Below are 12,774 nucleotides of genomic sequence, written 5' to 3' on the forward strand. Positions count from 1 at the left end.
CCAGATGATCCCGATTACCGAGTATGCAGGACGTGATGTGGCAGTCTTCGGACTGGGCCGCACCGGTCTGGCCGCCGCCAAGGCGCTCAGAGCCGGCAAGGCACGTGTGCATGCCTGGGATGACAATGAAGAGACCCGTGCGCGGGCAGAGGCGGCCGGGATCCCGCTATCGGACCTGAACAAGCGGGACTGGCAAAGTTTCGCAGCCCTGGTGCTGTCGCCGGGCATTCCCTACCGTTTCCCGCAGCCGCACCGGCTGGTTCGCCTGGCCCAGATGACCAATGTGCCGGTCGTGGGCGACATGGAACTCTTCGCCCGGGCCGTGCAATCGCTGCCGGAACGGGCCCGCCCGAAAGTGGTTGGGATCACCGGGACAAATGGCAAATCGACCACCACCGCACTCATCGGACACATCCTCAAGGAATGCGGGATGGATGCCCGCGTCGGTGGCAATATCGGGACCGGCGTGCTCGACATGGCGCCGCTGCACGCCAATGCCGTCTATGTGCTGGAGCTGTCCTCCTACCAGCTCGACCTTGTAAAGAGCCTGCACTGCGATGTGGCGGTGCTGCTCAATATCTCGCCTGACCATCTCGACCGCCATGGCGGTATGAAAGGCTATATCGATGCCAAGCGCCGCATCTTCCTGAACCAGCAGCCGGGCGATACCGCCGTGATTGCCGTCGATGACACCATCACCCAGACCATTGCCATGGACCTTGCCACGCGCGGCGGGGTTCGCGTCAGTCAGGTTTCGTCTGAGTTTGCCCTTGGCCGCGGTATTAGCGCGGTCGATGGCAAGCTCTATGACAGCCTGCTTGGCAACGCTGTTCGCGTTGGCGACCTCAGCGAAGCGCCGACCCTGCCGGGGCGGCACAATTTCCAAAATGCCGCGGCGGCCTACGCCGCTTGCCGGTCACTTGGTCTCGAACCGGGCCGCATCTTCGACGCCATCCGCTCGTTCCCCGGACTGGCTCATCGCATGGAGCAAGTCGGTGAAATCGAGGGCGTGCGCTTCGTCAACGATTCCAAGGCGACCAACGCCCAGGCGGCCGAACAGGCGCTACGGGCCTATCCGAAGGTTTACTGGATTGCCGGCGGTGTGCCGAAAGCCGAAGGCATCGGCCCGCTTTCCCCGCTCTTCAACCGGGTCACGAAGGCTTATCTTATCGGCGATGCTGCCGAGGCGTTCTCGCGAACGCTTCAGGGCAAGGCGGCCTATGAGATCTCTGGTACGCTCGATGAGGCGGTGTCGCACGCCTATCAGGATGCCAAGGCATCCGGCGAGGACTGTCCGATCATCCTGCTCTCGCCAGCTTGTGCGAGTTTCGACCAGTTCAAGGACTTCGAAGCGCGCGGCGAGGCCTTCCGCCATATCGTTCAGGACCTCGGTGGCAATGCGCTCGTCAGCGTGAAGGAATCGGCATGAGCGTCCAGTTCGGCGATACGCTGATCCTGCCGCGCTCCGACGAGTCTCATCTTACTGAATGGCGCCGCAGCGTCGATTGGCAGATCATGATTGCCGCCCTGTCGCTGCTGGGGCTTGGGCTGATGCTGTCGCTGGCTGCAGGTCCGCCCGCAGCCGAGCGGCTTGGCCTCGACGATGCCTTCTATTTCGTCAAGCGTCATAGCGTCTTCGCGGTCGCCGCGGCTGTCGGACTGGTTGCCGCCAGCATGCTCGACGCCGTCTGGGCGCGGCGTATCTCGGCTGTCGTATTCTGCGGCTCTTTCGTGATGCTGACCGCGATCCTGATCATCGGTCATGAAGCGAAGGGCGCGCACCGGTGGATCGAGATTGGCGGCTTCACGCTGCAGCCTTCGGAATTTGCAAAGCCGGCCCTGATCGTTCTGTCCGGCTGGTTGCTGGCGCAGCGCCAGCTCTTTCCCGGCGGGCCCTGGGCCGTGGTCGCGCTGGTCTTCTATGTCGTTACCCTGGGCCTTTTGCTGCTGCAGCCGGACGTCGGCCAGTCTGCGCTGCTGACAGCAGCGTTTATTGTGACCTTCTTTGTGTCGGGCCTGCCCTGGAAGTGGGCATCTATTTTCTTTGGTGGCGGGGTTGCATTGTCACTGACGCTTTATGCCCTGCTGCCGCATGTGCGCTACCGGGTGAACAGCTTCGTCAATCCGAGCGAATATGACACCTACCAGATCGACAAGGCGTCCGAGGCGATTGCGCGCGGCGGTCTGCTGGGTGTCGGTCCGGGCGAGGGGACGGTCAAAACCCATCTCCCGGACGCCCACACCGATTTCATATTCGCTGTTCTCGGTGAGGAATTCGGCTATGTCGCAGCGATCGCGCTGATCGGTCTTATCACTTTCATCTGCTGGCGCGGCCTGCGCGCAGCGTCGCGTGTGCGAGACCCCTTTCCAAGGGCGGCCGCTGCCGGACTCTTTGCACTTTTCGGCCTTCAGGCTGCCATCAATATCGCCGTCAATGTGAGCCTTATTCCACCGAAGGGCATGACCTTGCCCTTCATTTCCTACGGAGGCTCATCAATGCTTGGAATCGCGTTGACTCTGGGCCTCGCTCTGGCGCTAATCCGCCGCCAGAGTGCAGCGGCCTGGAGAGAGCATGGCTGAGACCGATAGCGGCAAACCCCTTGTTATCATTGGTGCTGGCGGGACAGGCGGGCATATGTTCCCGGCTGCGGCCTTTGCCGAAGAGATGCGGTCGCGCGGCTGGCACGTCGGCCTGATGAGCGATGCGCGGGGCCTGCGCTATGCTGAAACCTTCCCGGCAGACTGGAAGGAGGAGGTCCGCGCGGCCAGCCCGAATCTGCGCAAGCCCTGGACGCTGCCGGGCGCTGCACTGAAAATCCGGGGTGGCATCAATTCAGCAGCGCGCACGATGAAGCGCCTGAAGCCGGCGCTTGTCGCGGGCTTTGGTGGCTATCCGGCCTTTCCGGCCCTGAGCGCGGCCAGCCGGCTCAAAGTCCCGATCCTGATCCACGAGCAGAACGCGGTTCTCGGCCGGGTCAATCGCCGATTCTCGGGCAAGGCGGCCATTGTCGCGTCCGGTTTCGAACGGCTCGACCGGCTACCGGGCGGCGCTGTGCACCATCCGGTCGGCAATCCCGTCCGTGCCCCCATTGCGGCCAAACGGGAGGTGCCGTTCCCGCCGATGGATGGTGAGCTGACCGTCTTCATCACAGGTGGCAGCCAGGGCGCGAAGATCCTTGGCGACATCATCCCGCTGGCCATCGCGAACCATACACCCGCGACGCTGCGCGCCCGTCTCAAGGTCGTTCAGCAGGTGCGTGACGAGCAGATGGATGCGGTTCGGGCCATCTATGAGAAGGCCGGCCTCGACCATGAGCTCAAATCCTTCTTTTCTGACATGCCGGAACAGCTGGCGGCAGCGCATATGGTTATCGCGCGGTCCGGCGCCGGTACCGTCAGCGAAATTGCAGCGGTCGGCCGCCCGTCCATCCTGATCCCGCTGAAGATCGCCATGGACAATCACCAGGAAGCCAATGCCGAAGCCCTGGTCGACGCGGGTGCAGCGGACATGATTGTCGAGGACAATCTCTATCCCAACCTCCTCGGCGAGCTGATCACCGTGCGCCTGCAGGATGAGATCGACCTCAAGAACCGGGCGAGCCTTGCCCGTGTGACCGGAACAGTAACAGCAGCGCGCGATCTGGCTGATCTCGCAGAGCAGGCCGCGCGGCGCTAAACGGCAGCTTTTAGCCAGTCCCAGCCAAACGCCTCGTCGCTATCCCCGTCAGCCCGCAGCTTGGCCAGCTTCGCCTTGGCCTCTTCCAGCGTCGGGCGGTGCCCCTCCGGGACCCACCACATGACAAGATACATCTCGTCCAGCACCTCGAACCACTCATGGCGGCGTTCCCAGAACTTCCTGTGCACGGTGCCCCAGACGAAGCGCTCTAGGCATTCCGCATCCTCCCAGACCGTGAGATTGGGCACGAGCAGGGGATCTTCTGGATAGGCTGGTGTGTCAGGGTCGTAGCCGGGATCGTTCAGCCCGTCCAGCATCCAGACAAAACCCGGCATGCGCTTGCCGATGCCGTTGATGAGGTCGAGCGCATCCATGAAGGGCTTCACGCGCGGGTCGTCGGTGGGCGCGAGGAGCCGTCCGACATTCATCTGGGCAAGGTGCATCGTCATGGCACCAGTTTGCCTGGCAATGCGGCCTGCACAAGCCCGAATGCCCTGAAATTGCCTCGCTGCCGTCATGCTGCGCATCCGGGTGCTTGCCTAGATGTGCCAGCGCACGCTACGCCAAGGAAACATTCCCCATGCCCTTTGAAGAGCCCGCTTCCATGACGCTCAAACCTTCTCCCTTCGATATCGGCCCGGCACACCTTGTCGGGATCGGTGGCATCGGCATGTCCGGCATTGCCGAGATCATGATGAACATCGGCTACAAGGTGCAAGGCTCCGACGTGAAGGACTCGGCCAATGTCGAGCGGCTTCGCGAGAAGGGCGCGACAGTGCATATCGGGCACGCGGCTGAGAATGTTGCCGGGGCCGGGGCGGTCATCATCTCGTCGGCCATCAAGGGCGGGAACCCTGAGGTCGAGGCGGCGCGTGCGCAGGGCATCCCCGTCGTGCGACGCGCTGACATGCTGGCCGAAATCATCCGCATGAAGTGGACCGTGGCCGTCGCCGGCACGCATGGCAAGACGACCACGACCACGATGGTTGCTGCGCTGCTGGATGGCGCGGGAATCGACCCGACCGTGATCAATGGTGGGATCATCAATGCCTACGGCTCCAACGCCAAGGCGGGCACGGGTGACTGGATCGTGCTCGAAGCCGATGAAAGCGACGGCACGTTTACAAAGCTGCGCGCCACCATCGCCATCGTCACGAACATGGACCCTGAACACATGGAGCATTACGGCTCCATGGAGGCGCTGCGCAAAGCCTTCGACACCTATGTCGGCAACATTCCCTTCTATGGTTTCGGCGTGCTTTGTACCGACCATCCGGAAGTGGCCGCCATGGTGAGTCGGGTCTCGGACCGGCGGATCATCACCTATGGCTTCAACCGTCAGGCCGATGTGCGGGCGGTCAACCTTGCCTCGGATCCGGATGGGGTGACCTTCGACGTCATGGTGCGCGGGCGGCTTGGACGGCCGGACATGGTGATGGAAGGCGTGCGCCTGCCGATGGCGGGCGACCACAATGTTTCCAACGCACTGGCGTCGATCACGGTCGCCCTGGAGCTTGGCGCCAGCGAGGCGCAGATCAAGCAGAGCTTTGCGAATTTCGGCGGTGTGAAGCGGCGGTTTACGCCTGCCGGGGAATGGACACCGAAGGGGGCCGGGGAAGATGGGCGCATCCGCATCATCGATGATTATGGCCACCACCCAGTCGAGATATCCGCCGTACTCAAGGCGGCGCGGGCGATGCAGGGTGCAAACCGCGTTATCGCCGTCGCCCAGCCGCACCGTTATTCGCGGCTGCATGATCTCTTCGCAGACTTCTCGACCTGCTTCCGTGAGGCGGATATTGCCCTGATTGCGCCTGTCTATGCCGCCGGTGAGGACCCGATCGAGGGGGCCTCGCATACCGAGCTTGTTTCCAGTATCCGCGCCCACGGCCACAAGGATGTCCGCGCGCTGGAGACGCTGGACACGCTGCCCGACATTATCCGCGACATCGCGCAGCCCGGCGACATGATCGTTTGCCTCGGCGCGGGCGATATTACCAATCATGCCAATGCCTTGGCCGGGAAGCTGGGTGGCTGACTTGGGCGACTGGCGAGACAATCTCCCCCCCGTCCGCGGCAAGCTGCTGCATGATCAGCCGCTTGCGCCCTACACCTGGTTTCGTGTTGGCGGGCCGGCGGATGTGCTGTTCATACCGGCCGATGAAGACGATCTGGCGGCCTTCCTGAAGGCCCTGCCGGAAGAGGTACCGGTTACCTTCATGGGGGTCGGCTCGAACATGATCGTCCGCGATGGCGGGATCGAGGGGGTCACCATCCGGCTCATGGGCGGGTACTGGGGGAAGGTGGAGCCGGCCGGGCCGAATTCGCTGTTTGCAAGGGCCGGTGCGCTGGATCTTTCAGTCGCAAAGGCAGCGGCGAAAGCCGGACTTGCGGGCCTGTCTTTCTTCTCCGGAATTCCGGGAACGATTGGCGGCGCGGTTCGTACGAATGCCGGCTGCTATGGCCGTGAGCTGAAGGATGTCGCCAATCAGATCGAGGGCATTACCCGCTCCGGCGAGCGGGTGCGATTCGAAGCAGACATTGCACAATACGGCGACCCCAAAGTCGAATTCTCCTACCGCCACACCAATTTCCCGGACGACATTATCGTCACGGGACTCCTGCTGACCGGCTCGGGTGCGGGGGACCCGGAGGTGTTGGAAAAAGAGATTGCAGAGCACCAGAAACGCCGGGCGGAGACGCAGCCGATCAAGGAGCGCACGGGGGGATCGACCTTTGCCAATCCCGACCCGCCCGGCACGCCAGACCAGCGCTCCAGCTGGAAGCTGATCGACCAGGCAGGATGCCGCGGATTGCGGGTCGGTGGGGCGCTAGTGAGCGAAAAACATTGCAATTTCCTGATCAATGCAGGCGATGCGACCGCCGCCGATATCGAGGCGCTGGGCGAGCTTGTGCGGGCGCGTGTGCTGGATGTGACGGGGGTCGACCTGCGCTGGGAAATCCGCCGGATCGGCCGTCCGCAGACGGTATAATTTCCGTACGATTCCAGTCCATTTCCGGTACAATTTCAGTCTGATTGCAGTCTAGAAGCTGCCCTCCAGGCCAATCGTGATGATCGGGCCGAGATTCCAGGTCCGGTCCTCGCGGAACAAGAGCCCGTTCGTGCGCCGCCCATCATAGACCTTCCGGGTAAACTGCTCATCGGTGTCGAGCATGTTGCCGTAGGTGAACGTGCCGGTCATGCCGAAGATGTCCTTGTGCTGGACGAAGGCCCAGGCGAAGGCCGGGCGCACTTCCCAGAGGCTTTCCTGGTCGAGCCGGACAAAGGGGGCGCGGTCATAGCGCTCGGTGCCGAAGCCCCAGGCAAGGTCGGTACCCGGAATATCGTGTCGAACCTCGATCAGGCCGCCGATAACGACATCGTCACTGATGCGGCGCGTCTCGCCCGTCAGCGGATCGTCGATTTCGGAATAGCCGGCCTCAACATCGTAATCGAGCTGCGCGCCGCGAAAGCCGACCGGGTCCAGCTTGAACGTCCCGTTCGCCGAAACGGAATAGCGCGTCGCCTTGTCGAGATTGCCGGGGCCTTCGCTGTCCGGGCCGAAGGGAATCCGGTCGACGATGTCCTCGATCGACTCGACAGCGAAGGTCAGCGTGTGAGCGCCCGCCTCGCCATAATCCTTTTCCAGTTCGATCTCGCCGAGCCAGCTCTGCTGCGGCACGATGTCGGGATTGCCCTGGCTGCCATTGCCCGCATTGAGGTTCACCGAGGAGATGAAGTCGCCGAAATCGAGCTGGCCGACTTCGCGCGCCAGCCGGGCGTTCACGGTGAGCGTCTCGGTGGCGCCCCAGGCGAGTGAGACAAACCCCTTCGGCCGCGTGAATTCGCGCGTCTGGGCGGCATCGCCCGACTGCGAGAGCTCGGAATACTCCAGGCCGAGCGAGGCCTGCACCGAAATGTCCGGGGACAGCCGGCGGCCATGCGTCAGGTTGATTTCAGCGCGCGTCTCCTCGACCCGCGCATTGGCATTGTCGAGCGGCACGACGACAAGGTCTCCGGCATCATCAAGGCGCCGGAGCAGGGCGTCGGCTTCGAGGAAGTTGAACGCGCCTTCGGCCGAGACCTGCCAGTCGCGCCCGTCGGCGGGCTGCCAGCCATACTCGCCGCGCAGGATCGACTCGCCTTCATCGATGGTCTGTTTGAAGATGGTGTGCTCGCTTAGCGTTCCGTCCGCCTGCGTGGTACGCACGCTGTTCAGATAGGGGCTGTGCTCGAAGCGCCAGAGCGCGATCGTCTTCAGCTTTCCCGGGCCGAGCGGGAACTCATAGTCGCCGCCAATCTCCGCGTTCCACTCATCCTCCGAATTGCGGAAGAAGCGCTTGCTGTCAGGCCGGCCATCCAGCGGAAAGCGAAGGGAAAACTCGCGCCCGTCGAATTCATAGAGATTGTACTCGGCATTGAGGTTGGCGACATGGCCGCTCGCCGGGGTCCATTCCAGCGATCCGGAGACGCCCGGCCGGTGGCCAAGATTGGCGACGTCCAGCTTGCGGAATTCGAAGATCTCGCCATCGGCGTCGAAGACATTTTCGCTGCCCTTCGCTGCGCCGCGGATCGGGTCGCCAGTGAGGCCGAGCGTCCAGGTCAGGGCGTCCTGCCGGCCGGTCACCGAGACCGTGAACCTGTCATAGGCGGGCGGCAGGTTTTCGCGGAAGCGGAATGACCAGTCCCAGGTGCCCGACACGCCGCTCACCCGGGCGGTGACATTCGCGACCTGGCCGGAGAGGCCCGGCACGTCCAGCGTCGCGCCGTCGACGACGGAAATTTGCTCTACATTTGTAGCGGGTATACGCTCAAGGGCTTCGCGGGTGGTGACGGACTTGCCGGAGATCCGCCGTCCATTGATCAGGACATTGCCTTCGGCCTGACCCAGCCCACGGTCTCCGGAATTGTCCTCGCGGATCGAGAAACCGGGGATCCGGCTGACCATGTCGAACGCTGTTCTCGGTGAATACTGGTCGAAATCACCGGGACGAAAAACATGCGTGTCCAGCTCCGCGCTATCGGCATGCGCGGCAGGCAGGGCGGTGAAATGCTGGGCGCAGGCAAGGGTGCCCGCCAAGAGGGCGGTTTTAATATACATTCCGACGTTTCCTTCTTGCGAAGCCTCTTCTGTGACCCGAGGCCCGTTACAAATGTAACGACAAGAATCCGGCGGATGGTTCAACTTACCAAACCGTAATGTAGTGTGACCATTTCAAGGCAAGCCTGCGCGCGCAAGGCCTGATGGTGCGGATGCTGCCGGGCGCCGCTGCTGGCTGGCGTCTGGACGCTCGGCGCCTGCACTTCTAGACTTCGCGAATCGGTAATGGAGGCCCGACCCATGAAATCACTTCTCATCGCCGCTGGACTGCTTGCGCTATCGCTGTCAGCCCACGCACAGGAAACCATCGTTGAATATCTGAGCGATGACGTGGTCCAGACCGCCTTCACCGAAAACGGCTCGAGCGATGCGCAAAAGCTCAGCTCGGACGGCGACGAGCCGATCTGGGCCGGCACGATTGACGGTTATACCATCTACCTGTCGGGGGTTGCCTGCGATGAGATGAACCAGCAGTGCCAGGGCCTGCGTCTCATTTCCATCCAGAATTACCCGAGCAACGTCACAGACAAGGCCGCTTTCCTTGCCAGCACGAACGAGATGTTTGCCGCGGTCAAGACAGCGTCCTTCGACGATGAGAGCTGGATGATCAACTATTACGTCATCCTGAATGGCGGTGTGACACAGCAGAACATCAATGAGCTGACCGGCATATATGTCGACCTCGTGGAAACCATGTTCGACCGGCTTTCAGGCGACGCAGAAGCGTCCGAATAGGCGCCGTCGGCCCAGGCCGGCGCGTGGAAAATTCCGCAGCGCCCGATGCACGCAGTGTAGCACTGCCTTAATTTCTCGCCGCCACCATGATTGTCTCGGCGCCGGGCCCGCCCGGCCCGGCTGACACAATCGGAGGATGGCATGAAGCGCGTCGCAGTGGTTTACGGGGGCTGGTCTTCGGAGCGGGAGGTGTCCGTCTCTTCGGGCACCCAGATGCTGCGGGCGGCGAAGGCTGCCGGTTATGACGCTGTCGGCATCGATGCCACGCGCGATCTTGCCCGACAGATCGCCGAGGCCGCCCCGGACGTCATCCTGAACGGCCTGCACGGCCCCTGGGGCGAGGATGGCTGCGTGCAGGGGCTCTTCGAGATCCTCGACATACCCTACAGCCATTCCGGCGTGACCGCGTCTGCCATCGCGATGGACAAGCGCAAGTCCAAGGCGGTCTACCAGCAGGCCGGGCTGGACGTCGCGCAGGACGTGGCCGTCACCCGCGAAGAAGCTGCGCGCGCCCACCCGCTGAAGCCGCCCTATGTCATCAAGCCGGTCAATGAAGGATCGAGCTTTGGCGTGGTCTTCGTGCGCGAGCAGAACAATGGCCCGTCGCAATTCGTGCTGTCGGACGATTGGAAGTATGGCGACAACCTCATGGCCGAGGAATACATCCCCGGACGCGAGCTCACCGTAGCGGTTCTGGGCGACAAGCCACTGGCTGTCACCGAGATCACAACGTTAAGGGAGTTTTACGATTTTGATGCAAAATACGCAGCTGGTGGATCGCGCCATGTCGTGCCGGCGGAGGTTCCTGAGCACATAACGCAAAAGGCTCTGGAAGCAGCTCTGAAGGCGCATCAGGCGCTCGGGTGCCGAGGCGTGACGCGGTCCGATTTTCGATTTGACGAAGACAAGGACCGGCTCGTGATACTGGAAACAAATACCCAGCCAGGCATGACACCGACCTCCCTGGTCCCGGAGCAGGCGGCCTATACCGGCATGCCGTTCGAGGATCTCGTCAGCTGGATGATCGAGGATTCTTCATGCCGCAGGTAAAGGGCAGGAAACAGCCGCAGAAGGCCGCCGCGCGCGGGCGCAAGCAGCCGCCGCCACCGCCTGAGCCGGAGTATGATCGCGTCGATGCATCGTCGGTCGTGTTCGGCCTGGTCATGGTGCTGGCCGTGATCGTGGCCGGCGCCGCGCTGATCGGCGGGTCGCTCGCCAAGGTCGGGGACCGCGTCGATGCCGCGCTGGACGGCATGGCGGGCGCGACCGGCTTTGCCGTTGAGGATGTGAAGGTTGTCGGGCTGGAAGGCCATCCGACACTGCAGGGCATGGTCAAGCGCATGTCGGAGATCGAGCCCGGCGAGAACATGTTCCGGGCCGACCCCCATGCCATCCGCCGGCGTGTCGTTGAGACGGGCCAGGTGACCAATGCGCGGGTCTATCGCCTGTGGCCGAACCAGATCCTGATCCACGCCTCGCCCGCCGAACCGGTGGCGCTGTGGCACAATGGCGAGGCCTGGAAAGTGGTCGACAGTCTCGGCCGGACGGTCGAAGGGCTCGACCCGAAGGATCACCCTTCGCTGCTGCGCCTGTCGGGGGCGGAGGCGCCGGATGGTGTGCAGGCCCTGCTGCGGGCGCTGTCGCGCAACCAGGACATTGTCCCTGAGGTTTCCTATGCCCAGCGCGTCTCCGCGCGCCGCTGGGATGTGAAGCTGCGCAGCGGGCTGACGATCCAGCTGCCGGCCGACGCGAAGATCGACCGGGCCGCCGCTGAACTTGCCGCCCTGGATGCCCGCGCGGAGCTGACCGACCGCGAGATTACCCGCGTCGACCTGCGTGTGCCGGGGCGTGCTTACCTGAAACCGAAACGCAATGCCGGGCCGGGAAGCGCGCCCGCAGAAAGCTGATCACATCATGGCCAGAGCTGACGCGAAACTGAAACCGGCAAAAGCCGCCCGCATCGGGCAGGCCATAGCGTCGCTCGACATCGGGTCCTCCAAGATCACCTGCCTGATTGGCCGGTTCGATCCGTCCTCGCGGGCGGGTTTTTCCTTCCTCGGGGGCGGGCGCCAGCAGAGCCGCGGCTTCACCGGTGGCTCGATCAAGGACATGGAAGCGCTCGAACGCTCGATCCGCCTGGCGGTCGAGGATGCCGAGCGTGAGGCCGGCGAGCGGATCGAACAGGTCGTGCTCGGCATCACCGGTCCGAAGGTGACGTGCGAGTTCGTGGCCGCGGCGATGGACCTGGGCGGGCGCGAGGTGACCCGCAAGGACATGAAGAAGCTGCACGCCATGGCGCTCGGCAAGGTCAATCCCAAGCAGCGCGAGATCCTCAGCGCGCATCCGGTCCTCTACAAGCTCGACGATCAGGAAGGGATCAAGGACGCCGCCGGCATGATCGGCGACAAACTGTCCGTACTCCTGTCGGTCATCACCGCGCCGAGGTCGCTGGTGCGCAATCTCGTCGAATGCGTGGGCCGTGCCCACCTGCAGGTCGACCGGATCATTCCGTCGGCCGTGGCGAGCGGCGCGGGCACGCTGATCGATGACGAGATCGAGAATGGTGCGCTGTGCATCGACATGGGCTCCGGCGTGACGGCGGCCTGCGCCTTCATCAACGGATCGCCGGCCTGGCTGGGCCTTGTCCCGGCGGGCGGCTCGAACGTGACGGGCGACCTGGCGCAGGGCATCGGCACCACCTTCGCCGCAGCCGAGCGGATGAAGACGGTCCACGGCACGGCGGACACGGCCAGCCCGGGCCTTGCCGAACGGATCGAGGTTCCCCGCCTCGGCGACGATGGCCGCCTCAATGCCAGCCGCATGGCGCGCGGCGAGCTCGCCGCCATCATCGCCCCGCGCATCGAGGAAACCTTCGAATATGCCGCAAAGATGCTGGCCGGCAGCGAACTGAAGAAAATCATGCCGAGACGGACCGTACTGACAGGCGGCGCAAGCCAGCTCCCCGGGGTGCGCGACATCGCTTCACGCGTCCTGCAGCAGCCAGTACGCCTCGGAAAACCGATCGAGGCCGACATTTTGGGTGAATCTCATGCCAATCCGGTCTTTTCCACAGCCGCAGGTCTGCTATCGTACGAATTCAGGGGATTTGTAGACGTGGCAAGGGCTGGCAGCACGTCTGAAGCCGCAGGAGGACCAGGCGGGAACGGACTTCTGAACAAGGTGTTTCGCTGGCTCAGTGAAAATTTTTGAGCCGCGAAGCCTCCACTTAACCGTCTTTTAGTTCAGGGCGGCCAGAGTGTT

Annotated in this window: 11 protein-coding genes; 9 read left to right on the plus strand and 2 right to left on the minus strand. The window is 63.3% G+C overall.

Annotation, left to right across the window (positions count from 1 at the left end):
- Positions 1–4: 4 nt before the first annotated feature.
- The 3 genes from murD to D1223_RS01980 are packed head-to-tail and all read left to right on the plus strand — an operon-like array spanning position 5 to position 3,676.
- Positions 5–1,429, plus strand: a complete 1,425-nt coding sequence (murD, locus tag D1223_RS01970; protein ID WP_119374724.1) for a UDP-N-acetylmuramoyl-L-alanine--D-glutamate ligase — start codon at positions 5–7, stop codon at positions 1,427–1,429.
- A complete protein-coding gene (locus D1223_RS01975) occupies positions 1,426–2,580 on the plus strand; it encodes an FtsW/RodA/SpoVE family cell cycle protein (protein WP_119374725.1) in 1,155 nt (384 codons plus the stop codon). Before murD ends, D1223_RS01975 begins: the two co-directional genes overlap by 4 nt.
- The gene (locus D1223_RS01980) at positions 2,573–3,676 is read left to right on the plus strand and encodes a UDP-N-acetylglucosamine--N-acetylmuramyl-(pentapeptide) pyrophosphoryl-undecaprenol N-acetylglucosamine transferase (RefSeq protein ID WP_119374726.1); all 1,104 of its coding nucleotides are present in this window, start codon (positions 2,573–2,575) and stop codon (positions 3,674–3,676) included. Before D1223_RS01975 ends, D1223_RS01980 begins: the two co-directional genes overlap by 8 nt.
- Here the strand turns inward: D1223_RS01980 and D1223_RS01985 are convergent.
- Entirely contained in the window at positions 3,673–4,125 is a 453-nt protein-coding gene (locus D1223_RS01985; RefSeq protein WP_119374727.1) for a DUF3291 domain-containing protein, read from the minus strand. The two genes, D1223_RS01980 and D1223_RS01985, sit on opposite strands and share 4 nt — an antisense overlap.
- A 155-nt stretch (positions 4,126–4,280) precedes the next feature.
- Here D1223_RS01985 and murC point away from each other — a divergent pair, with 155 nt between their 5' ends.
- Complete coding sequence (gene murC / locus D1223_RS01990; RefSeq protein WP_199288182.1) at positions 4,281–5,714, plus strand: UDP-N-acetylmuramate--L-alanine ligase; 1,434 nt, start codon at positions 4,281–4,283, stop codon at positions 5,712–5,714.
- 1 nt (position 5,715) lies between these two features.
- Positions 5,716–6,669, plus strand: a complete 954-nt coding sequence (gene murB / locus D1223_RS01995) for a UDP-N-acetylmuramate dehydrogenase (RefSeq protein ID WP_407646930.1) — start codon at positions 5,716–5,718, stop codon at positions 6,667–6,669.
- 51 nt (positions 6,670–6,720) lie between these two features.
- Here the strand turns inward: murB and D1223_RS02000 are convergent, their stop codons facing one another.
- The gene (locus D1223_RS02000; RefSeq protein WP_119374730.1) at positions 6,721–8,778 is read right to left on the minus strand and encodes a TonB-dependent receptor plug domain-containing protein; all 2,058 of its coding nucleotides are present in this window, start codon (positions 8,776–8,778) and stop codon (positions 6,721–6,723) included.
- 240 nt (positions 8,779–9,018) lie between these two features.
- Here D1223_RS02000 and D1223_RS02005 point away from each other — a divergent pair, with 240 nt between their 5' ends.
- The 4 genes from D1223_RS02005 to ftsA all read left to right on the plus strand — a co-directional run bounded on the left by D1223_RS02005 (position 9,019) and on the right by ftsA (position 12,723).
- A complete protein-coding gene (locus tag D1223_RS02005; RefSeq protein WP_158588369.1) occupies positions 9,019–9,513 on the plus strand; it encodes a YbjN domain-containing protein in 495 nt (164 codons plus the stop codon).
- A 141-nt stretch (positions 9,514–9,654) separates the two neighbouring features.
- Complete coding sequence (locus D1223_RS02010) at positions 9,655–10,563, plus strand: D-alanine--D-alanine ligase (RefSeq protein ID WP_119374732.1); 909 nt, start codon at positions 9,655–9,657, stop codon at positions 10,561–10,563.
- Positions 10,551–11,420 carry a cell division protein FtsQ/DivIB gene (locus D1223_RS02015; protein WP_119374733.1) on the plus strand — a complete coding sequence of 290 codons (870 nt, stop codon included), beginning with the start codon at positions 10,551–10,553 and terminating at the stop codon, positions 11,418–11,420. Before D1223_RS02010 ends, D1223_RS02015 begins: the two co-directional genes overlap by 13 nt.
- A gap of 7 nt (positions 11,421–11,427) precedes the next feature.
- Entirely contained in the window at positions 11,428–12,723 is a 1,296-nt protein-coding gene (gene ftsA, locus D1223_RS02020; protein WP_119375247.1) for a cell division protein FtsA, read from the plus strand.
- Positions 12,724–12,774 lie beyond the last annotated feature (51 nt).

It is taken from the genome of Henriciella mobilis (assembly GCF_003576285.1).
In the GTDB taxonomy this organism is placed as follows: Bacteria; Pseudomonadota; Alphaproteobacteria; order Caulobacterales; family Hyphomonadaceae; genus Henriciella; species Henriciella mobilis.

What these genes read in the sequence shown, in the direction of transcription:
- D1223_RS01975 (WP_119374725.1), top strand. Translation starts at nt 1,426, where the DNA reads ATGAGCGTCCAGTTCGGCGATACGCTGATCCTGCCGCGCTCCGACGAG.
- ftsA (WP_119375247.1), top strand. Translation starts at nt 11,428, where the DNA reads ATGGCCAGAGCTGACGCGAAACTGAAACCGGCAAAAGCCGCCCGCATC.
- D1223_RS02010 (WP_119374732.1), top strand. Translation starts at nt 9,655, where the DNA reads ATGAAGCGCGTCGCAGTGGTTTACGGGGGCTGGTCTTCGGAGCGGGAG.
- murD (WP_119374724.1), top strand. Translation starts at nt 5, where the DNA reads ATGATCCCGATTACCGAGTATGCAGGACGTGATGTGGCAGTCTTCGGA.
- D1223_RS01980 (WP_119374726.1), top strand. Translation starts at nt 2,573, where the DNA reads ATGGCTGAGACCGATAGCGGCAAACCCCTTGTTATCATTGGTGCTGGC.
- murC (WP_199288182.1), top strand. Translation starts at nt 4,281, where the DNA reads ATGACGCTCAAACCTTCTCCCTTCGATATCGGCCCGGCACACCTTGTC.
- D1223_RS02015 (WP_119374733.1), top strand. Translation starts at nt 10,551, where the DNA reads ATGCCGCAGGTAAAGGGCAGGAAACAGCCGCAGAAGGCCGCCGCGCGC.
- D1223_RS02000 (WP_119374730.1), bottom strand. Translation starts at nt 8,778, where the DNA reads ATGTATATTAAAACCGCCCTCTTGGCGGGCACCCTTGCCTGCGCCCAG.
- D1223_RS02005 (WP_158588369.1), top strand. Translation starts at nt 9,019, where the DNA reads ATGAAATCACTTCTCATCGCCGCTGGACTGCTTGCGCTATCGCTGTCA.
- D1223_RS01985 (WP_119374727.1), bottom strand. Translation starts at nt 4,125, where the DNA reads ATGACGATGCACCTTGCCCAGATGAATGTCGGACGGCTCCTCGCGCCC.